22 protein-coding genes are annotated in these 20,957 nt (G+C 54.2%); 19 read left to right on the top strand and 3 right to left on the bottom strand.

The window, feature by feature from the left end; translation table 11 throughout:
• Positions 1 to 139: 139 nt before the first annotated feature.
• Positions 140 to 1,087, bottom strand: coding sequence for a helix-turn-helix domain-containing protein (locus ACR0AJ_RS17745; protein WP_480641877.1), 948 nt, complete (start codon positions 1,085 to 1,087; stop codon positions 140 to 142).
• 250 nt (positions 1,088 to 1,337) lie between these two features.
• Here ACR0AJ_RS17745 and ACR0AJ_RS17740 point away from each other — a divergent pair, with 250 nt between their 5' ends.
• From ACR0AJ_RS17740 to ACR0AJ_RS17675, 14 genes are all read left to right on the top strand, one after another.
• Positions 1,338 to 2,525 (top strand): sterol desaturase family protein, encoded by a 1,188-nt coding sequence (locus tag ACR0AJ_RS17740; RefSeq protein ID WP_480741499.1) that lies wholly within the window; start codon positions 1,338 to 1,340, stop codon positions 2,523 to 2,525.
• Between the two features lie 182 nt (positions 2,526 to 2,707).
• Positions 2,708 to 3,073: a VOC family protein gene (locus tag ACR0AJ_RS17735; protein WP_170362005.1), complete on the top strand. Its 366-nt coding sequence runs from the start codon at positions 2,708 to 2,710 to the stop codon at positions 3,071 to 3,073.
• Positions 3,074 to 3,315: 242 nt separating this feature from the next.
• Complete coding sequence (locus tag ACR0AJ_RS17730; protein ID WP_170362006.1) at positions 3,316 to 3,687, top strand: YciI family protein; 372 nt, start codon at positions 3,316 to 3,318, stop codon at positions 3,685 to 3,687.
• A gap of 3 nt (positions 3,688 to 3,690) precedes the next feature.
• Positions 3,691 to 4,926: an RNA polymerase sigma factor gene (locus ACR0AJ_RS17725; protein ID WP_480741497.1), complete on the top strand. Its 1,236-nt coding sequence runs from the start codon at positions 3,691 to 3,693 to the stop codon at positions 4,924 to 4,926.
• A 68-nt stretch (positions 4,927 to 4,994) separates the two neighbouring features.
• Positions 4,995 to 5,381 (top strand): VOC family protein, encoded by a 387-nt coding sequence (locus ACR0AJ_RS17720; RefSeq protein ID WP_170350785.1) that lies wholly within the window; start codon positions 4,995 to 4,997, stop codon positions 5,379 to 5,381.
• Positions 5,382 to 5,405: 24 nt separating this feature from the next.
• Positions 5,406 to 5,804 (top strand): MAPEG family protein, encoded by a 399-nt coding sequence (locus ACR0AJ_RS17715; protein ID WP_170350786.1) that lies wholly within the window; start codon positions 5,406 to 5,408, stop codon positions 5,802 to 5,804.
• An 88-nt stretch (positions 5,805 to 5,892) separates the two neighbouring features.
• Positions 5,893 to 6,147, top strand: a complete 255-nt coding sequence (locus ACR0AJ_RS17710; RefSeq protein WP_480741496.1) for a hypothetical protein — start codon at positions 5,893 to 5,895, stop codon at positions 6,145 to 6,147.
• Between the two features lie 12 nt (positions 6,148 to 6,159).
• Positions 6,160 to 6,819 carry a DUF2461 domain-containing protein gene (locus tag ACR0AJ_RS17705; protein WP_480648618.1) on the top strand — a complete coding sequence of 220 codons (660 nt, stop codon included), beginning with the start codon at positions 6,160 to 6,162 and terminating at the stop codon, positions 6,817 to 6,819.
• A gap of 506 nt (positions 6,820 to 7,325) precedes the next feature.
• Positions 7,326 to 7,745, top strand: coding sequence for a hypothetical protein (locus ACR0AJ_RS17700; RefSeq protein ID WP_170517149.1), 420 nt, complete (start codon positions 7,326 to 7,328; stop codon positions 7,743 to 7,745).
• Positions 7,742 to 8,266 (top strand): plastocyanin/azurin family copper-binding protein, encoded by a 525-nt coding sequence (locus ACR0AJ_RS17695; protein ID WP_226689604.1) that lies wholly within the window; start codon positions 7,742 to 7,744, stop codon positions 8,264 to 8,266. Before ACR0AJ_RS17700 ends, ACR0AJ_RS17695 begins: the two co-directional genes overlap by 4 nt.
• A 2-nt stretch (positions 8,267 to 8,268) precedes the next feature.
• Entirely contained in the window at positions 8,269 to 8,970 is a 702-nt protein-coding gene (locus ACR0AJ_RS17690) for an RNA polymerase sigma factor (RefSeq protein ID WP_480741494.1), read from the top strand.
• 132 nt (positions 8,971 to 9,102) lie between these two features.
• Positions 9,103 to 9,375, top strand: coding sequence for a hypothetical protein (locus ACR0AJ_RS17685; RefSeq protein ID WP_480741493.1), 273 nt, complete (start codon positions 9,103 to 9,105; stop codon positions 9,373 to 9,375).
• The gene (locus ACR0AJ_RS17680; protein WP_480741492.1) at positions 9,372 to 10,613 is read left to right on the top strand and encodes an NnrS family protein; all 1,242 of its coding nucleotides are present in this window, start codon (positions 9,372 to 9,374) and stop codon (positions 10,611 to 10,613) included. The genes ACR0AJ_RS17685 and ACR0AJ_RS17680 overlap by 4 nt, the downstream gene beginning before the upstream one ends.
• A complete protein-coding gene (locus ACR0AJ_RS17675; protein ID WP_480741491.1) occupies positions 10,610 to 11,113 on the top strand; it encodes a DUF2478 domain-containing protein in 504 nt (167 codons plus the stop codon). Before ACR0AJ_RS17680 ends, ACR0AJ_RS17675 begins: the two co-directional genes overlap by 4 nt.
• Before the next feature lie 565 nt (positions 11,114 to 11,678).
• Here ACR0AJ_RS17675 and ACR0AJ_RS17670 read toward each other — a convergent pair.
• Together ACR0AJ_RS17670 and ACR0AJ_RS17665 are read right to left on the bottom strand one after the other, a co-directional pair.
• Positions 11,679 to 14,933, bottom strand: a complete 3,255-nt coding sequence (locus ACR0AJ_RS17670; RefSeq protein WP_480741489.1) for an adenylate/guanylate cyclase domain-containing protein — start codon at positions 14,931 to 14,933, stop codon at positions 11,679 to 11,681.
• Positions 14,934 to 15,184: 251 nt separating this feature from the next.
• Positions 15,185 to 16,018, bottom strand: coding sequence for an IclR family transcriptional regulator (locus ACR0AJ_RS17665; protein WP_480689998.1), 834 nt, complete (start codon positions 16,016 to 16,018; stop codon positions 15,185 to 15,187).
• A gap of 245 nt (positions 16,019 to 16,263) precedes the next feature.
• Here ACR0AJ_RS17665 and ACR0AJ_RS17660 point away from each other — a divergent pair, with 245 nt between their 5' ends.
• The 5 genes from ACR0AJ_RS17660 (at position 16,264) to ACR0AJ_RS17640 (ending at position 20,954) form a co-directional block, all read left to right on the top strand.
• The gene (locus tag ACR0AJ_RS17660) at positions 16,264 to 17,358 is read left to right on the top strand and encodes a TRAP transporter substrate-binding protein (protein ID WP_170350796.1); all 1,095 of its coding nucleotides are present in this window, start codon (positions 16,264 to 16,266) and stop codon (positions 17,356 to 17,358) included.
• An 80-nt stretch (positions 17,359 to 17,438) separates the two neighbouring features.
• The gene (locus ACR0AJ_RS17655; protein WP_170350797.1) at positions 17,439 to 18,047 is read left to right on the top strand and encodes a TRAP transporter small permease subunit; all 609 of its coding nucleotides are present in this window, start codon (positions 17,439 to 17,441) and stop codon (positions 18,045 to 18,047) included.
• Positions 18,040 to 19,404: a TRAP transporter large permease gene (locus ACR0AJ_RS17650; RefSeq protein WP_170350798.1), complete on the top strand. Its 1,365-nt coding sequence runs from the start codon at positions 18,040 to 18,042 to the stop codon at positions 19,402 to 19,404. Before ACR0AJ_RS17655 ends, ACR0AJ_RS17650 begins: the two co-directional genes overlap by 8 nt.
• The gene (locus ACR0AJ_RS17645) at positions 19,401 to 20,747 is read left to right on the top strand and encodes an amidase (RefSeq protein WP_480741487.1); all 1,347 of its coding nucleotides are present in this window, start codon (positions 19,401 to 19,403) and stop codon (positions 20,745 to 20,747) included. The genes ACR0AJ_RS17650 and ACR0AJ_RS17645 overlap by 4 nt, the downstream gene beginning before the upstream one ends.
• A 12-nt stretch (positions 20,748 to 20,759) precedes the next feature.
• Positions 20,760 to 20,954: a hypothetical protein gene (locus ACR0AJ_RS17640; protein WP_170350800.1), complete on the top strand. Its 195-nt coding sequence runs from the start codon at positions 20,760 to 20,762 to the stop codon at positions 20,952 to 20,954.
• Positions 20,955 to 20,957: the final 3 nt, after the last annotated feature.

The following is a 20,957-nucleotide window of genomic DNA, read 5'->3' as shown; positions in this document are numbered from 1 at the left end:
CTTCGTACGTCAATTGTTGCGTATTTGCAGGAGAAAGAAGAATAGTCTGAGGCGCTGCACATCAATGTTCGCTTGTGAATAAACAGAAACGCTGCACTGGACACTTTGATCAAGGTCAGCAAAGGGCGGCTGGCTGCGATCATTCCTCTCGTAACAACGCTTCGTTTCGGTATTCTGTGGGGGTCTTGCCTGTTTGCGAGCGAAAGGCCCGATTGAATGGCCCAAGCGAAGAGAAGCCAACGTCAAAAGCAATGCTGAGCACTGTACGCTCGGCCATTTCCGGCTTTTCCAGCATCGCTTGCGCCTCGTGAACGCGAAATGCGTTCACGAAGCTGGTGAAATTGCGGTGCCCCATTCCTTGATTGATCGCAGACCGTAGCCGATGCTCTTGCGTCCCGAGTTTGGCCGCCATTTGTGCTACGGTCAGCCCTTCCTCTCTCCAAAGACCTGCAGCCATCGCAGTATCAATACGCTTGATCAATGCCGCTTGCGCAGGGTTCGGGTTTATGTCGCGCTGCGAGGCAGCAGAGTGTTCGATCCAAATGTCGGGTGCAACACGCACCGACCAAACCAGGAAGGTCGCTGCAGACAGGCAAATTGCTGATGCCTGTAGCGGGAATACCCAATACGGAAGCACCTGATCCAAATGGGTGATTTCAATCACCGTGATGATTATGCCAAGGGTCAATAGCCAGACCAGAAACCAACGGCGAAACCGGCGGCGTTCGGCAATCAAATCTTCGACCTCGCCTGACACAACAATTTTCAGCATGTGCAAAAAGAAGATCAGCACGCATGCGCCACGAACCACACCGAGTGGAAATTGCAGCTGGGTCAACCAGCTTGTCCCAACGATCAGAACCGCAACTGTGATCTGCCAGGGTCGAATGACGACGTCATCCTGAAACAGCTCAATCGCGGCCCAATAGATCAGAACCGGGATCACGCCCGCGATCATCACAAGTACAAACCGGATTGGCCCCTCGCTCAGATCGATACCCGGAGAGGACACGATCACATAAGGGCCTAGGCTCAGGCACAGCAGCACGACGGCCAGACTTTTCCGGGTTCGGGGTCCGTTTGCCAAAAAGATCACAGCACAGAGAAAGAGAACGCCAACGGCGCTACCACGCAGGAAAATATCGAAGACCGCTAAATCTGACATCACGCGCATAAGCGAAGTGCGAATTGGCTTGCCGGTCAATGGCTGGACCATGTCGAAAATGAAAAATACTCGCCGAAAACTCAAGTTGCCCATCGTTTTTCGAAATCAGAGGGAATCCGATACCCGCCTGCGTCAGGTCGTTTTGCATGTCCTTTCGCACTTGGAGAAGCCAATGACACATCTCACTACACTGCTTTCCGTCTATGCAAATGTCTTTGGCGGAGACTTCTTGCGCTATGTTTTGGGCGCAGGCGGTACGTATCTGTTGATCAATGTCCTTCTGGCACGTCGGCTTGCCGCGCAAAAAGTCCGCCTGTCGGATCTACCCAAGGGCCAGATCCGTCGCGAGATACTAGTAAGCCTGCGGACCGTTCTGATCTTTACTGCTGCTGGTACATCAATCGTGCTGGGCGCCAGGGCAGGGGTCATCACGATATACCAACAGGTCGCGACATTTGGCTGGGCCTATTTCGCGTTCAGCATCGTGGCGCTGATCGTCCTCCACGATGCGTGGTTTTATTGGACACACCGCGCGCTGCACTACCCGCCGCTGTTTCGGCGGTTCCACCGGTTGCACCATAAATCACACCAACCTACGCCCTTCACCTCCTATAGCTTTGATGTCGGTGAGGCTGTGGTAAACGCGGTTTACCTGCCTTTGGTATTGATTCTCCTCCCGGCGCATCCATTGGCGCTGTTCGTTTTTGTAACCCATATGATGCTGCGCAATGCAGTGGGTCACTGCGGGATCGAGATCTTTCCAGCCGATCAGAAAGGCCGCCCTGTCTTCGGCTGGCTAACAAGCGTCACCCATCACGATCTGCATCACGCCCATGCCGGTTACAACCTCGGCCTGTATTTTTCTTGGTGGGATCGGCTGATGAAGACGGAACACCCCAAGTACCTCACCGAGTTTGCCCGCGTTGCGCCGCGCATCCGGCCTGTTGGTCTGAAAGCAGCACTTCTGTTTGTAGCGATTGTTGGGGGGCTGGCAGCCAGTCGCGGCGATGCCTTCGAGCTCAGCGGTAGCTACGCGTCGCCCGGGCTTGGTATCATAGTTGAATTCGAGGATTGTGGCGGGGATAGTGCCACCAGATGCGGTCGGTTGCTCTGGAGTTGGGAGGGGCAGACACCCCATGCGAAGATAGGCGATTTGATCCTGACGGGTCTTGTGTTCAACGGTACTGCCTGGGAGGGAATGCTGCGGGACCCAGAATCCGGGCGGACATATCGAGGCACAATCAGACAAGCGAGCCAACATCGGCTTATCCTCAAGGGCTGCGCCGGCATCATCTGTGCAAGCCAGACATGGCACTCTACAAACTACCTTCGATCCGTACTTTCTGAACACGGAGGTTAACTCCACGCATTGCGTGTGAACACATTACCAAATCGGCGTCGGGACCGTAATGCGATAGGCGGCTTTGTCAAAGTTGCGCTGGAGGGCCAGTGTGTTCCATGGATGTCTCCTGTGGGCTGAGCTTATCAAATGAGGTAAATTGAAGTAACGTATTCTGGTTAACAGCAGGTCTTGTTTTTAAGATGGAAAAAGTGCTGGGACTTGGCGGGTTTTTCTTCAGATCTGAGGATCCTCCTGCGTTGGCAGAATGGTACCGCGATCATCTGGGAATTGATCTTGTTCCCAATGATTATGAAACGCCCTGTTGGACACAGGAAGCGGGCGAAACTGTCTTTGCCCCGTTCGAGAAGGTGACCGAGTATTTCGGAAATCAGGAAAAGGCATTTATGTTGAATTTTCGTGTTCGCGACATTGAAAAAATGATTGCGCAGTTGGAATCCAAAGGTGTCGAAGTGCGTCGCGATCCAGATTCTCCTTATCCGAATGGCAAGTTTGCGTGGCTCAATGACCCTGAAGGCAATCCAATTGAGCTTTGGGAACCTGCTTAGTTTCAGGGCCCACTGGTTTAATTATCCCGATCCTGTCGGCGTAATAAAGCGCCGTGAGTTTCTGTGCTGCACAGTGACTGGATTTCTTCAGATGATCGACGGGAAGATATCGGTCCTCCGGGCGCAATGCGTGTTGCAATTGCAGAACCACGGTATCGCGCCAAACATCCAAATTGGTTGGCTGTCGGATTTGCATGTGCTCGCGCGTCCTTGCAGCATGTATCAACAGGACGGAGGTAATTATGATCTATGCAATCACGATCTATGGAGAGGCGGGCGTGTTTGAGGCTCTGCCGAGAGACCGCCAGGATGAGGTAATGTCGGGCCATGGTGCACTGCAAACAGCGTTAAATAAGCGGGGGGAGTTTGTTTCGATAAAGCTGATGCCGCCGACCTCTGCAGTGATGGTCGAACCGGCCACCAGCGGGGGCACCGCGCCGCTGATTACCGACGGTCCGTTTGCCGAGACGAAGGAGAACTTCCTTGGGTTTTACGCCGCCGATTTCAAAGATCTTGATGAGGCTTTGGAATACGCAAAGATGATTTCCTCACCTGTTGCGCGGCTCGAAGTACGGCCTGTGGCCTGGGCCGGGGGTGTCATTTCATCGGAGTAGCTCATGTCGGACTGGCTGGAGGCCACATTCGCCCAACAGCGCCCACGTGCCATTGCGGCCCTGACGCGGGTGTTTCGCGATATCGATACGGCCGAAGAAGCCTTTGCCGATGCGTGCCTTAAGGCGCTGACGGTTTGGCCCAAGGATGGCGCGCCCCGTGATCCGTTGGCGTGGCTGCTGACGACCGCCCGCAATGCGGGTCTTGACCATGTCCGCAAATCCCAACGCCGCGCGGCAATTCTGTCGCGCCACACAGAGGAGTTTCAACCAGCGCCCACCGAAACACCTGACCCTGATGAGATGCGCGACGATGTCTTGCGACTGTTGTTCGTATGTTGCCATCCGGAATTGGATCAACGGGATCAGATTGCCATCGCTCTACGCGTGGTCGCGGGGTTGAGCGTCGACGAGATTGCCAGCGGATTCCTGGTTAAACCAAAGACAATGGAACAGCGGATCACCCGTGCCAAAAAGAAGATTGCGAGCAACTCGGTCGCTTTTGAAACGCCCAGCCCGGCAGAGAGGGGAGCGCGGCTGGGTGAAGTTTCCCTGATGGTCTACCTGATGTTCAGCGAAGGGTGGTCGACTTCGGCCGGTCCCAAACAGATGAAGCTTACATTGTGTGAAGAGGCCATCCGCCTCGCCCGCCTGCTTGTGGCGTTGTTCCCGGCCATGGGTGAGCAGTCTGCCTTGTTGGCGTTGCTGTTGCTCCAGCACGCCCGTCGGCGGGCACGTATCGATGCGGATGGAAAGCTTGTCGCGTTGGACGATCAAGATCGCGACCTTTGGGACCGTTCGGACATCGCCGAGGCAACGGGCCTTTTGCAAAAAGCCCAACGTATTGGTCATCGCGGGGTCTATATCATCCAGGCCGCAATCGCTGCGGCCCACGCCCGCGCGGCCTCATCTGAAGACGCCGACTGGGCCTTGATAGAGAGCCACTACGCCGCCCTTCATGCGCTGCAGCCGACCCCTGTGGTTAAACTCAACCAGATCGCTGCACAGGCCAAGTTGCACGGCCCGCAATATGCGTTGAAGGCGATGGAGGTAGTGGCAGAGGATCTGATCACCTATCGCTGGTATCACGCGATGCGGGGCGGCCTGTTGCAGGAAACTGGCGACCACAAAGCCGCCATCGCCGCCTTTGAGACCGTGATGACACTCGCTCCAACGGGCCCTGAACGCGTTGTGATCGCAGATAAAATCGCGATCAGCCAAAAAGAACTGCGCGGCGTGTAGGAAAGCCGGCACCTCGCGCGTCCTTGGATCAGACCCGTATGTGGCGGGCACAACCAAGGGAGACACCCATGAGTATTCTAGAGATGACAACTGTCGGCAATTCCGGATGGATCGGGCATTCCGGACCGGATCAGGGCAAAGCCAAAGCCTTTTATCAGGATGTGTTGGGCTGGGCGATAAACGACATGCCGATGCAGGACGGGTCGAGTTATTCGGCCGCAGTGGTGGGCGAGACGCCCATTGGTGGCTTTTCACCGATGCCTGAGGACAATGGAAGCTGGACGATCTTTTTTACCGTGGACGACGTGGATGCGAGTGTTGCAAAGGCGCAAGCCAAGGGTGCCGCGGTCATTCAGCCTGCGATGGATATGCCGGGGGTCGGGCGCATGGCGACGCTAACCGACCCGCAGGGCGCGCGGTTCGCGCTGATTACCTATGAAAGCATGGCGTCCTAAGCGTCGCTCGAAAGGAGGGATCAGATGGAACAACTGCCCCAAATTGCGCTGATCGTGACAGCGGTGTTTGTCTTGATGAGCATTCCCATGGCAATCGCCGTTGGCGTGCGTCGTGCCAGGACTGGGATACTTTTGCTCCATGGTGAGGATGAGGGACTGCTACGCCTGATGCGGGCACACGGGAACTTCATCGAATATGTCCCGCTTGCCCTGCTTGCCCTCGCGGGTGCCGAGATTGCGGGAACGGCACCCTGGCTCATAGCTGTCTGTGGTGGGGTTCTGCTGCTAGCCCGCCTCATCCACTACTTCGGTTTGCGCGCATCAGCAGAAAGCAAAGGACGCGCAATTGGGGCGGCCCTGACGACCTTGACTATGATGGTGCTGGCTTTCGCCATCCTCTGGCAACTCGGCACAGCCGCCTGATGCCGGTAGATGAAAACCTTAACACTCGTGTGCGCGATGCTTTGGCCGCGCATGCGGGCATCTCCGAAAAGCGGATGATGGGCGGCCAGTGTTTCTTTTAAACGGCAACATGCTCTGCGGCGCGCGCCGTCACAAAGATGGGGTCGGTCGGTTCATGTTCCGGTTGGGTAAGGCGAACGAGAGCATGGCGCTGAAGGATCCAATGGCTAAGGAAGTGATCCATGGAACCCGTAAACTGGGGGGCTTTGTATATGTTGAAGAGGGCGACTGCGATGACCCAGCATTGCGACGCTGGGTAGAACTTTGCCTCGAACACGCCGCAGCCCTCCCGGCGAAAGACTGAATGGAGGATGTGATGGCTACATTTGAGAGTTTCTCGTCTGAGGCACTTGGTTTTCTTGAGGGTCTTAAGGCCAACAACACGAAGGATTGGTTCGCAGCGCACAAGACAACCTACGAAACCCAGTTGAAGGACCCCAGCAAGCATTTTGCCGACGGCATGGCTGGCGCATTGCAAGACCTGACTGGGCAGGGCCACCGCAGTAAGATCTTTCGCATCTACCGTGATGTCCGGTTCTCCAAGGACAAGACGCCCTACAACGCACACCTGCATATTGCGTTCATTCCGCAGGGCAACGCGGTTCAACCACCGATGTGGTTCTTTGGGCTATCGCCCGAAAAACTGTCCCTTGGCTGCGGGGTATTTCAGTATGACAAAAATGCACTGGACGCGTTCCGCACGGCAATGGCTGGTCCAAAAGGGGCAGAGTTGATCCAGCTCACTGAAGATATGCGACAGGATGGTTTCCGGATCGAGGACCCAGAATTGAAACGCGTTCCGACTGGCTTTGACAAAGATCATCTCCACGCAGAGGCATTGCGCCGCAAGGGCTTTGCCGTTTGGATGGACGCCGGGGCTCCTGCGTTTGTTATCGAACCGAACCTCATAGAACGAACGTCTGTGTTATTCGGGAAACTCATGCCGGTGTTTCAATTGCTTTCCAGGGTCATGTAGCCAAGAATTTGCGCTCGCAGCGAGCGGCAGCTTAGACGAGTTGCACTGCGGCGAAGTAGTCCTGTTCCGGATCGCCGATCAAGTTGTCGAACGGCATTGCAAAACATCGCAACGGGCAAGCGCTGTTTTTGACTTCAACCTCTCCCAATTCCTCGAGCCTGATATAAATGCGAGGGCGGATTTGATCCTTTGCAGCGCGCGAAAGGCATATTCCACCTGGTGCCGCCAACCGGGCACCTCAGCACTTAGTCCACAGCGGTCCAATCCTGACATCCACCCTACCTTCAGGATGCTGCGGCGCGCCCCGTCGAAGGAGACATGCGCTGAGAGTGCAAATTCCGGAAGTAGTTGAATTCATACATAGCTGACAATGCCACCCTGCAGCGCATTCACGATCAGCTTGCGCGATTTCGTCGAATTTCGGGAACCTTTCCGTGTTTCCTGCATCTAAGGAACCAGGAACGCACTAAAGCGAACCCGGTGAAACCCTTGGAAAGGACCAAACCATGTTCAGAAAAACCGTAGTTGCTTTTGGATTTATTGTCGCTGCCGCCCCAACTGCTAAGGCTCACGATGAACAAGCTCTCGCCAATGCCCCAGCCGGCGATCCTTATGTGAAAGTGAGCGACGTATTGCCATTGCCCGAGTTCATCCCTGGTCTGGGAACGCTCTTCGTCGACCCAACCACTCTGCCCGCAGGTCCGTTCCTCGCATATGATCGCGACGGTCGATTGTCAGCCACGGTCTACATGACACCACTCGACGATCTGCAAAACGGTGCATCATTTGACGGATTGAACATCGGTTCACACACCGTCAGCTCGACAGATATCTATTTCAATGCCGGGCATCCCGGCGTGGACAAGCCGCACGCGCATGTCGTGCTGTTTCACGACGAAAACGCAAAAGAGCGTCTGGCCGAATGATCTGTACGCGCCGTCATGCTGTATGGCTTGGGGGATTGGCCGTTGCTTCCGTCGCCAGTTCGCGGATCGCGCTTGCGCAACCGATCGCCACGGTTGAGATGCGCGGCAGCCCGCGCGGCGAACGTATCTGGTATGATCCTGTTGGACTTGCTGTGTCTTCAGGCACCACCGTCCGGTTCACCAATCGTGATCCCGGCAACAGTCATACAGCAACCGCCTATCATCCGGCGAACTATGATCGAAGGCGACGCATTCCCGCTGCGGCCGACCCGTGGGACAGTGACTTTTTGCTTCCGGATGAGTATTTTGAAGTCACCCTGATTACGCCAGGTGTATATGACTACTATTGCCTGCCACACGAAATGGCGGCGATGGTTGGTCGCATAGTAGTTGGAACCCCCAGCGACGCCGACTGGGAGGGAAGTTCACACGACAAGAGCGATGTTTCGGAAGATATTCTGACAGCTTTGCCTTTGGTAGAGAGGATCCTTTCGGAAGTTACCGTTCGCAGGGAGGACTGATCATGAAGGTCCAAACAAACCTCACTCAACAAGCAACCAGCGATGCGGCCAAATCAGAAGCTGAGCTTGTAAATGCCGCGCGTGACGGAAGCGAGCTGGCGGTCCGGGAACTTATCCGTCGCTTGAACCCCCGCCTGTTTCGCGTTGCCAGAGGTATCGTTGACAGCGACGCCGAGGCAGAAGAAGCGCTGCAGGAGGCTTATCTGTCGGCGTTCAGCAAACTGCAGGGTTTTCGTGAGCATGCCAGCTTTTCCACCTGGATCACCCGGATCGTGATCAACACGTCGCGTATGCAGCGCAGACGAGAGCGTACTGATGAAGAGTACAACACCGTCGACGAAACCAGAGCACCGAGTGTGATTATGTTCCCCGGACAAAATTCTGAACTCCCTGACGCAACGCTTGGGCGCGCGCAATTGAGAGATTTGCTTGAATCTGCCGTTTCCGATCTGCCGCCCCATCTGCGACTGCCGTTTCTGCTGCGCGAAGCAGAGGAAATGAGTATTCTTGCCATCGCCACCGAACTTCAGGTCAACCCGATAACGGTAAAAACACGCCTATATCGCGCCCGCCGCAGGTTGCAAACTACAATTGAAAACCGGGTCCGGGGCGGCTTCGAAGCAATTTTTCCATTTGGCGGCAAACGATGCGCCAACATGACCAATCACGTAGTAGCGAGATTGCAAGAAGTCGGCGTTCTATGACGCATTTCTTTCGGCTCAGATCGACCATCCTGCAAACCGCGCTCAGGATTTTTTCCCGGCAACAACGCAAATGCGGCGGCAGATTGACAACGATCAATTCCTTCGCGCCAAAGGAAGCTTAGGAAAACCCGTGTGGTAAACCTTGCTAAAACAGCAGGAGGTCTGTTTGTCGAACCCTCAAAACCCTATTCTGCTATGCTCTACCGCGTGACGGGCGCGCTGCGGGTTGCCCTGCTTACGCCCCTGTCGCCTTCTTTGACCTTTATTGCGCAAAAACGTGAACCGTGTCTCCAGCGTCTCGACCGAAATGTTGGGCGAGGAGGTTTGGCGGATGACTTTCTGCCCGGCGCTCCTGATTTCCAGCTGAACGACGGGTTCCTGATTGGCGTGCGTGGCGCCGAGTGATCAGGGTTGACCAGCGCAACATTGTGATTTCTCGCAAGGTCGTCCCATACCGTGTCCTGTTTCCTGCGGCATTTCTTTGCGCGTTGCTCACGATTGCCCTCTGGCCCCTAAGCGCATGGATTGATGGTTTTGGTCCAGCGTTTGAGCCTGCAATTATCTGGCACGTTCACGAGCTGATTTTTGGCTTTGTTGGCGCGGCGATTGGTGGGTATCTGCTGACGGCATTGCCAAGCTGGACAGGCCGACCGCCGGTTCAGGGTGGAGTTCTGATCACATTGTTGGCGTTGTGGGCCCTTGCGCGTGTTGCTATGGCGCTGGCGGATTTCGTGCCTTCCGGGCTGCTTGTCGTCTTCAACGCCGGGTATTTTCTCTTACTGGCGGTTGTAATCGGAACTCAACTTCTGTTGGCGGGCATCTATCAAAAGCTTGGCTTTGTGTGTGCGATAGTGGGGCTTGGTATCGGTGAATTCTTGTTTTTGACCGCGACGCTGATGGGGTCCCCGTCCAGAAGCCTGGAAATGGTTGATGTGTTTCTGCTTGGTCTCGCATTGCTGATGATCAACATCGGATTGCGCGCAATTCCGGCTTTCACAGGCAATTGGCTTACTCTCCACGACCGCGTCGGGCCTTTGGTCCCGAGCACTCAGTCTTTGGTCGTACCGCAGGTGCTGTTAGGTTTGGCCATTGCGGCCAGACTGATTGGCGCATCAGACTTGGCATACTTCGCGATGATTTGTGCGGCATTGGCAGTTTTGTGGTTAATGCTCAAATGGCGGACGCTGGCGATCATCCGGAACCCATTGCTTGTGGCACTGCACCTGGCCTTTTTCTGGGTACCCTTTGGTTTGATCGCCGTAGGTTTATCGGGGATTGCACCGTCGTTCTATCCTAGGGCGGACGCCTTGCATGCCATCACAATCGGCGGAATGGCCGGAATGATTATGGCGATCGCAGGCCGGGCAGCAGCGCATACCGCCGAAGGTGGCTTGAGGGCCAATTGGGGGTTTACCATTGGAGTTTGGGCGATCTGGATTGCAACCTGCATTCGCATTGCGGCACCGGTTTTTCCGGGTCTTCCTCTCGTACTCTGTGTTGCTGTGCTGTGGTGCCTTGGCTGGACTGCTTTTCTGATCGGATTTATGCCTGCTCTCAGAGGAACACCACGGCGCCCAGTTTTGAGCGGCCGCAGGCATCAGACGAAAGTGAGTGCGGCATACATTGAAAGGACAGAGGGATGAAAATTGCATACGTCTCTTCGCAGAAACGGGGCGAAGCTGACAGGTTGTTGTCGGAACTGGCCGATGAGCTGAACAACAACGGGTTTGAACTGCGCGGAATCGTGAAGGAGGCGAGCCATTCGCCCATTTATCAGGATGGGTGCGATATGAGCGTGCGAGTACTGCCAGATGGAGCGGTCATCAAGATTACGCAGAACCTCGGTGTCGGCTCGGAGGCGTGTAGATTGGATCCCAGTGCGCTTGCCGAAGCCGTGGCGCAAGTGGAGCAAAGCAGTTTCGAGAACGCCGATCTGTTCATACTGAATAAGTTCGGCCCCGAGGAATGCGCTGGCCGTGGATTCCGCTCGGTGATGGGCAAGGCCTTGGAACACGGTGTTCCGGTGCTGGTTGGCGTAGGGCCTGCATCCATCCCACAGTTTCAGGCCTTCGCTGACGGCCTTGCCATATCGCTGCCGGATGACGCCGTATCACTTCTTGACTGGTGCGTGACGCGCAGTTAACAGCCAGCTCAATTTGAACGGTTCCCTTGGCGCTGTTGCATTAACCGGCATTGGTAGCGATGGTTCCCGTCTGATCTTCGATCCTTGAAGCCTACGATGAGCCGGAAACCCTCCGCTATGCGAAAACCCTGAATTGTCCAATTGCTGCTGACGTCAGACACGTATGGGCGAATTCTACACCTGGCTTAAAGACGCTGAAGAGGACCCGGCGACAGCAGTCCTCAGGGGATTTTGTGCGTGAAAACTATCCGCTGCAGACCGGTGCGAAAGTTCTGGATACGGGAATCTCAGCACCTAAACTCATCACGCTTGAACGCGCGCGAGAGCGAAAGGCTGCAGTATGATTAACGGCAGTAGTGGGCTCTCATCGCAGGTTCACAATCGTCCTGTGAGCGTAAAAATCTAGCGATCAGTCTTGTCGCACATCGTAAGTCTCGCGCAACAAGCATCAAACAAATGCCTATCATTCAAAAAATTTCATCTGTTTTTTCGCTTTGTCCCAAGAAGCCCCTAACCTTCTGCTCGAGAGGCTTCTTCCAGCTTCACACCGTTGTTCAACATGCGCCTAGGTTCGTTTGTCCCTGGGATGACCAAGTCCATCAAAAAACTTGTTTTCCCGGCTCATAGGATCTTGGGCATCGGTATGCCCCATCCTGGATTTAATTCGGCTCAGCCCGCGTTCGCACTGTGCCGCTAATGGGCGCATTTCCAGCTCAGTTGAAATCTCCAAGGCACGCTCATAGCATTTCATCGCGTCGTATTCCTCACCTGCGCCTGCATTGCTTAAGACTTCGCCCATCACAAACAAACCAAATGCTTCGTGACCGCGTTCACCACGACTGCGCGCTATTTCGAGTGCGCGACCGAGACGTTTGGATGCGTCTTCGATGCGACCGGCTTTGAGATATCCGAAGGCCAGCTGGGTAAAAACCAGGGACTTGAACAAACCAAGCCCAATGTCATCATACAACTGACAAGACTGTTCAAGCCTCGCCAGGCCCGTCTCAACCTCTCCTGCCAGGATTTCAGCAAACCCAAGAAATCCGTTCGTGAAGGGGGATAGATAGGTGAGGCCCCAAACGTCGATGATCGAACTCGCGTTGCCAAGAGTCGCACGCGCAGCCGCGATGTCACCACGTACAATCTGATAATAGCCAATATCGTAACCGATATGCGCGCGGTTGAAAGGATTGTCTTGAAGATCCGCAAGCGCAACGGCTTGTTCTGCATGATGTGAAGAACGTTCAAATTCGCCACGCTCGGCGTAAGACCAGACCAGCCAGGACCGGGCGATAATCGCAGGTGCAAAAGGCAGCCCACACTTTTCGAGCGCAGCATCGCCAGGCAGATTTGAAACAACACGTTCGAAGTATCTCTCGGCTGTGCGCAGTTCACCAGAGGTTACGAATGTACAGCCAAGGTAAAAATCAGCCGCAACTTCCAGCGATCGATCACCGGAATCCCGAGCAATATCGCGCCCGCGTTCGGCGGCTGCCTTGGAGTCAGCCGAGCGTCCGACTTGCCACAAACTTGCGCCACGATAAACGGAAACCCAACCAAGGCGCACATCGTCTTCCAACGTGAGCGACAACTTCTCGGCTTCGTCAAGTGGATCTAGAATAGCGGCGAACTGCCCCAGTGCCCAAAGAACGTTCCGTAGCGCAAATTTCGTATCTATTGCTGCGGTTGCAGTTTCGGCATCCATTTCAAAATTTTTACGCGCGTCGAGCGCCCTGCGAAACTGGCCTGCTGCTTCGCGCAGTGCCGAGCGTTCAACCGCGTCTTCGCCCGCTCTGCGAAACTCTCGGAAAGCACGCGGCCAATCCTCGCCAAGAAAGGCGTGATGGGCCACAATTCCTGCGGTCTCGCCATTGTTATCAGAACTTTTTCTTTCAAGCAGATCGGCAAATGCTGAGTGCAACTCGTGGCGTCGGCTCTTTAATAGGGTGGAGTAGGCAGCATCTTGGACGAGAGCATGCTTGAACATGTAGCTTGCCGTTGGCGGAACGCCCATGCGGAGTATCAATCCAGATTCAACAAGCTTTTCAAGCGCTTGCAGGCAGTCCATGTCGACCTCTGCCGACAAGTCCACAATGTCCTTGTGATCGAATTCACGCCCAATGACGGACCCAATCTGAGCAATCGCTTTTGCCGACCCAAGCCGATCCAGGCGTGCTGAAAGCGATGTGTGAAGCGTGGCGGGAACAACATCCCCACTGCTCAACCCCGCCTCTTGAAATGCCTTGGTCAGTTCCTCGATGTAGAGCGGCACGCCATCGGCACGTTTAATAATTTGCGCGGCGGCTTCCTCGCTCACGTCTCCCCCAGAAACGGAGTTTAAAATCCGCAAAGATTGCCGCCGACCGACCCGACTAAGGACAATCTCACGCCAATAGCCGCAGTCGTTCCAATCAGGCTGAAATTCCGGTCGGTACGTTAGCAATAACATGATTGGCGCTTCAGCGGCCTCAGAAATCATGTTTTGCAGCAGCTCCAGCGTCGACGGATCGGCCCAATGGATGTCTTCAATAACTATGATGATCGGGTGCTGTGCGCTCATACGCAGCACTTGATCTATCAGGCAGCGAATTATCGCGCGGCGCAATTGCACCGGAGGGAAATCCGGGGCATCGTAGCGCCCTTCAGTTTCTACCCTTAACAGCGACGCGATCAGAGGCACGCTTTCGGTCAACGGGATATCCGTCAGCCCCAGTATGTTCTCTAGTTTTTCAAGTTGCGCCGCTACCGAGTCCTGTTCTGCAATCCCGGCTGCTCTCCGCATCCCGGTGATCAATGGAAAAAAGGCATCGTTGGTGTGATGAGGAGAGCATTGGTAACGATAGCCGAAACGCCTGTCTCCAGAGATTTCGTGCCGCATTTCTTCTACCAATCGCGATTTGCCGATGCCCGGATCTCCGGTCAATGAAATCACTTGACCCGATCCTGCCTTTGCTTGCTGCCATGCATCACGAATTAAGTGAAGGTCCGAAGCTCGTCCAACCAATGGCGTTGAACCTTGGAACCGGGATGCTTCAAAACGTGTTTCGACAGTTGTTTCCGTGCCGACGCGCCAGGCTTGTACAGGCTCGTCAAACCCTTTCAATTCATGTTGGCCAATGTCTTCCACTTCAAATCGGCGGCCCAAGAGTTGACGGGTTAATGGGCCAACAACAATTTCGTATGGCCGCGCCAGGCGTTGAAGCCGGTCAGCCAAGCCGGGTGTTGCCCCGATGACGGCGGCGTCATCATTCATGACATCGCCAACTATTGTTCCAATAACAACTTCTCCGCTAGCTGCACCTGCACGCGCTTGGAGTTGCCGTCCGTCTTGTGAGTGAATTTCCTGAATTGCTGCAAAGGCATCTTTTGCTGCCTTTACTGCTCGTTCAGCTTCATCTTCATGGGCTTCGGGCCACCCAAAATAGGCCAAAACGCCATCTCCGAGAAATTTGGCGACATAGCCTTGATACCGAAGGACAGCTGATACAACTGCCGACTGGTACTTTGTGACCAGATTCCGCATCTCTTCGGGGTCCAGCTGTCTTGAGAGGACAACGGAATCCACAATATCAACGAACAAAACAGTAAGCAGCCGCCGCTCGGGTGCTGCGTTTTCAATCGTGTCTTTCTTTACGGCTTGTGCCGCTGGCGAAATGGCCGCAAGCAGGCGACGACGGTGCCCAAGGCTGAAGCCAAGGTCTTTCAAGTCCTCGTCATTCAGATGGCGCAGAGTCTCAATGTCGACGTCGTTTTCTTCCAACAACGAAGCATAGCTCTCCAATCCCAGGCGACTCAGCCAGGCACGCAATCGTTGATCCACGTTGCCCCCCTCAGGTTCTTCGGGCTTATTGTATCACATCACAGAGAATTTATCTTTCGTATTGACGGTGTGATGGCCAGAGCCATTGGATGAGGGTCACAATGTCAATCGTTGTCCCAAGCCGAGAATTAGCGCATTCCACAGCATTTTTTGCGGCACTGCCCCTAAAAAAACCCATCCAGTGCTGCGGCGTTTCACCGAAAATTCAAAAAAATCGCAACAAGTTTCAATAACCTGCGGCGTTTATGCAATCAGCTTCCAATTGGGGAATTTTGGAGCCTTTCTGAAATGGTTTTGGCAGCTTGGACAACCGATGCCGCCAGACCTTCAAGCTTGTTTTCGGGAAATCTTGTAACTGGACCGGAAACCGAAACGCCCGCAACAACTTTGCCCAGCGAGTCGAAGATAGGCGCAGCAATACAACGCATACCCAAAAACCGTTCTTCATCGTCCAAGGCCCATCCACGCTGTCTGGACTTGCGGAGTTCTGACTTCAGCTCTTGCAGGTCTGTAATGGAATTAGGCGTCTGGCGGACTAGTGTTTGTGGGGCCAAAAGGGTCTCAACCGCGGCCTTGTCCATAAATGCCATCATAGCTTTTCCCACACCGGATGTGTGAAAGTACGCCGCAGTTCCGTTTTTGAAAGAAGCCCTAATTGGGTTATCGGATTCGACCTGAATGAGAAACAATAGCTGCCCACATTCTTCGATTGCCAGATTTGCTGTCTCACCGGTGTCTTCTGACAGTGTGCGCATCACTGACGGCGCGACTTCGAGCAAATTTGATCCATCTTCAAACGAACTGCCGATCCGGTAGGCCTGCGGTCCAATTCGCCATTTGCCTTGCTCGGCATAATGAACAACCATGCCTCGCTGCTGCAACGTGGTCAGAAGCCTGTGTACCGTCGCAACTGGGATTGCCGTGACTCTGGCCAGTTCCGCAAGTGTCGCGCAGCGCGTATCCGAGAGAGCGATCAGCACGCGAATGCCGCGATCCAGCGCAACAACGGGCGATGTTTCGGCTTTCTCCTCATTCGCTTTTAGACGCGGGCGTCCTCGGCGAAGCGGGTTTTTTTGTTCATTCATACTCAGGGCAACCAATGCTCAGTTTCTTGCTGAAAGATTCTAGCTCGTTCAGCGGGGTAAAAAAATGAAAAATAAAAATATAAAATAATCAATTGGTTGATTGGTTTTGCTGTTCAAATTTCAAGAGTTTTCCAAAATATTTTGAAATAATTGGAATCTGTCTTATCGTTACTCTTATCCGCTGGAGAGCGGATTGGTGCCAATGCCGAGGCAAAATCGGTCAAGGCCCAGTTAAGGGAGGAAACATGACAAAATCTTTGAACCGCAGAAATTTTCTGCGTGGCTCTGCCGTTGTGGGCGCCGGTGCGCTTGCAGCTCCGGCTGTCCATGCTCAGGAAGGAACCAACCTTAAGATGCAGGCCGCCTGGGGAGGCGGTATTTTTCTGGAAAACGCGCAGTCTTACGTTAACCGCGTGAACGAAATGTCCGGCGGGAAACTCACGATCGAACTGTTGCCCGTGAATTCCGTCGTAAAAACAAGCCAGATGCAGGATGCTGTTCACCGCGGCGTTCTGGATGCTGCGCACTACGTGCCGGCCTATTGGTACTCTAAGTCGAAGACAGCGTCGCTCTTCGGAACTGGCCCCTGCTTTGGCTGGTCCAGCCAGGAAGTTCTGGGTTGGGTGAACTATGGTGGTGGTCAGGAACTATTCGACGAATTGATGGGCATTCTGGGCCTCAATGTCGTATCATTCTTCAACTCACCCATGCCGGCTCAGCCGCTTGGCTGGTTCAAAGAAGAAATCACAAGCGCAGATCAAATGAATGGTCTGAAGTACCGCACCGTTGGTCTTGCGGCAGATGTTTTGCTTGAGATGGGAATGTCGGTCGTACAGCTGCCGGGAGGTGAAATTCAGCCAGCAATGAAGTCAGGTCTGATCGACGCGGCGGAATTCAACAATCCAACGTCGGACCGTGACTTTGGGATGCAGGATGTGTCCAAGCATTATCACCTTGCGTCGTTCCACCAGAGTCAGGAATTCTTCGAGGTCACGTTCAACAAGGACAAATACAACGCCCTTGCGCCTGAGCTTCAAGCCATTTTGAAGTATGCGTCAGAAGCCGAAAACTCCAACTTCTACTGGAACAACACCAAGCGCTATTCCGAGGATCTGGTCACACTGGCAGAGGAGCAGGGCGTTAACGTATATCGCACCCCCGACAGTGTGATGCAGGCACAGCTGAATGCTTGGGATGTGGTCGTTGAACGGATTGCCAATGAGGATCCGTTCTTCGCAAAGGTAATTGAAAGCCAGAAGGCCTATGCGAAGACCGTGATGAATTATCTCAACCTGAACCAACCGGACTACAAGCTTGCGTACAAGCACTACTTCGGTTGAGGCCTGAATACTTTTAAATAAGGAGGTCGCGTTGTGGCGCGGCCTCCTGAACTCCGGGCAGAACAGGCGAGGAACTGACCTTGATCAAGACAATCCACGCCATTGAAGGGCTAAGCCAATGGGTCGGCAAAGCCTTTGGATGGTGCATCCTAATTCTGACACTTTCCGTGTCTTACGAAGTGTTCGTCCGGTATGTGCTGAACAAGCCAACCGTCTGGGCGTTCGACATGATGGTCCAGATGTATGGCGCGTTGTTTCTGATGGCAGGGGCCTATGCTTTGGCGCAAGACGCGCACGTCCGCGGCGATGTTCTGTACCGGCTGTTCTCTGTCCGCTGGCAGGCTCGGGTCGATTTTGTTCTATACATTCTGTTCTTCTTTCCCGGCATGTTCGCTTTGTTCTGGTACGGGTGGGAGATCGCGAAAGACAGTTGGCGCTATGAAGAGGTCAGCTGGAACAGCCCTGCGCGCATCCAGATTTACTTTTTCAAAACCCTGATCCCGGTCGCTGGTTTCCTTCTTATGCTTCAAGGCCTTGCCGAAATGGCCCGGTGCTGGCTGGCGATGCGAAATGGCGTCTGGCTCGAGCGGCTCGATGACGTGCGCGAAACCGAAGACATGTTGATGGAAAATACCATCGACAAAATTCGAACAACTGGCACTCAAGAAGGAGGTCGCAGCGATGACTGATCCACAAGTCGCCATCCTGATGCTCAGCCTCTTCATTGTTTTGGTGCTGCTGGGTTTTCCCATTGCGTTCACGTTGCTCGCCATGGGTGTCGGTTTTGGGTACTACGCCTACTACCAGTCCGCGCCCGAGACCATTGCGGACATCTTCAACAACAACATCTTCTACCTTCTGAACCAAAACACCTATTCGGTGATGGAGAATGATACGCTAGTTGCCATCCCATTATTCCTATTTATGGGATACGTGGTCGAGAGGGCGAACATTGTCGATCGCCTGTTTTTCTCGCTCTACATGGCGGCGCGAAATCTGCCAGGCTCGTTGGCCATTGCGGCGCTGCTGACCTGCGCAGTTTTTTCGACCGCGTCTGGGATTGTTGGTGCAGTTGTTACTCTGATGGGTCTGCTTGCATATCCTGCGATGGCGAATGCCGGGTATCAGCGCAGCTTCGCCTCTGGCGTTATCTGTGCGGGTGGAACTTTGGGAATTCTGATCCCACCGTCGATTATGCTGATCGTCTATGCCGCCATTGCAGAGCTATCACCATTGCGCCTGTATGCTGCGGCTGTTTTCCCGGGTCTTTTGTTGGCGGGGTTATACATCGTCTATGTAATGGTGCGCGTCTGGATAAACCCGTCGCTGGCACCAAAACCACAAGAGGAAGACATTCCTCCGAAACGGCAGATTTATATGGATTTGCTGGTTTCGTTTGTGCCTTTGACCGTTTTGATCATGCTAGTGCTTGGCTCCATTCTTGGTGGTCTGGCGACCCCGGCTGAAGCGGCGGCAATGGGCGCATTGGGCGGTTTGGTTCTGGCGATGCTGTATCGATCGCTCACTTGGGACAAAGTCAAACAGAGTGTCTTTCTCACAGCTAAGGCAACTGCCATGGTGTGCTGGTTGTTTGTCGGCTCTTGGACCTTCGCCTCGATCTTTTCCTATCTTGGTGGACACGATGTGATCGAGCATTGGGTCGTCGGTATGAACCTTCAACCCTGGCAGTTCTTGGTCCTTGCTCAGCTGATTATCTTCCTGCTCGGATGGCCGCTTGAGTGGTCCGAGATCTTGATCATCTTTGTGCCTATCTTTCTGCCGATGCTGGATACGTTTGGGGTCAATCCGTATTTCTTCGCGATGCTGGTTGCACTGAATTTACAGACCTCATTCCTGACGCCTCCCATGGCCATGTCAGCCTATTATCTGAAAGGGGTTCTGAAGAACCAGATCCAGTTGATGGAGATCTTCAAAGGTCTGATGCCCTATCTGGCTATCGTGATCCTGTGCATGGTGCTGATGTATCAGTTCCCGGGGATCGCCCTGTGGCTTCCTGATTATCTGTTTGGGGTTTGGGTGCCATGACCAAGCATGATCTGTCACTGTTCTCGGCGGTTCAATCCGCCGAAGCTATCCGAACCGGACGCATTTCATCCGAAGCATTGGTTGAGGCCTGCTTAGCGCGAATTGAGGAAACGGATGACAAGGTTCGGGCATGGGCATACCTGGACGCCGGCGTGGCACTCGATCAGGCGCGTGAGCTGGATCGTATTCGCAAGGCAGGGCGGGCGATAGGGGCGCTACATGGTGTACCCGTCGGACTGAAAGACATTGTCGATACAAAAGACATGCCCACGCAACGCGGATCGGCAATTTTTTCAGGCCGCCAACCTGAGACGGACGCTCGGCTGGTTGAGCATCTTCGTGAAGCCGGAGCGGTGATCATGGGCAAGACCAAGACCACTGAATTTGCCTTCATGAATCCGGCCGACACCACCAACCCTTTGGATCACAGCCGAACTCCCGGCGGGTCCTCCAGCGGATCTGCCGCTGCAGTTACGGCCAGGCACGTTCCATTGGCGATTGGAACCCAGACCGGTGGTTCGGTGATCCGCCCCGCCTCGTTTTGTGGCGTATACGGTTTCAAGCCCTCCCGCGGAACAATCTCGCGTAGCGGTGTCTTTCGCACATCTGTGTCGCTGGATCATGTCGGCGGATTTGCGAATTCTCTGGAAGACATAGCTTTGTTGACAGACGTCCTGTCTAGCTATGACCAAGCCGATCCCGCCAGCTTTGCCAGACCGCGGGCTAGCATGCTGAAAGGCGTGCGGGCAGAGGTGCCTGTCGAACCGAACATCGTCTGGCTGGATTTTCCCTTCAATGATCGTTTGGATGTGGATACCGTCGAAGGCCTTAATGCCGTTATCGAAGGCTTGGGCGGCCGGGTCGAGCGATTTTCAGCATCCCCTCAATTAGCTGACCTCATTAATGTTCACAAAACGATCTACGATTATGAAATTCGCCAGAACATGGTTGAGATTTCGGAAACTCATTGGCCGGAACTCAGCCTCGAAATGCAGTCTGCAATAGCCCGAGGAACAGAAATAAGCTTGGCGCAGTATGAAGATGCCTTGGCTGTCATGATCTCTGCTCAAAGCTTTTTCGCAGAATACTTCACCGAATTCGATGCAATCCTTGCCCCTGCGGCTACAGGAGAGGCCGTGCCACTGACAGCAGGGCATACTGGCGATTCAGTCTTTTGCCTGACTTGGACGCTGGCGGGGTTACCGTGCCTCACCTTGCCTTTGCTGGTTGGGCAGAATGACCTGCCAATCGGCGTGCAATTGATTGGCGCAGTCGAGGAAGATGACCGGCTTCTGCGCACTGCATCATGGGTACAACGCACCCTCGCCGAACAAGAACAGTAAGGAAATTAAACGATGTCGCGACTTACAAACATTCTTATGGGCATTATCGGCACCGGTCTGATGATGGTTTTTGTTCTTGGCCTAGCACACAGCATTTCAACCGGCTTTGCCGGGTTTTGGGGCGGTTTGCCTTTCCTGTGTATTGCGGTCTTTGTGATTGCCTTGGCGCTTTATAATTTCTGGGAAGACGCCGTCAAAAAGGACTGAACG

It is taken from the genome of Ruegeria sp. CJ9 (assembly GCF_056536625.1).
Note: the sequence above shows the minus strand (reverse complement) of the source record. Positions and strands in the feature narration are given on the sequence as shown.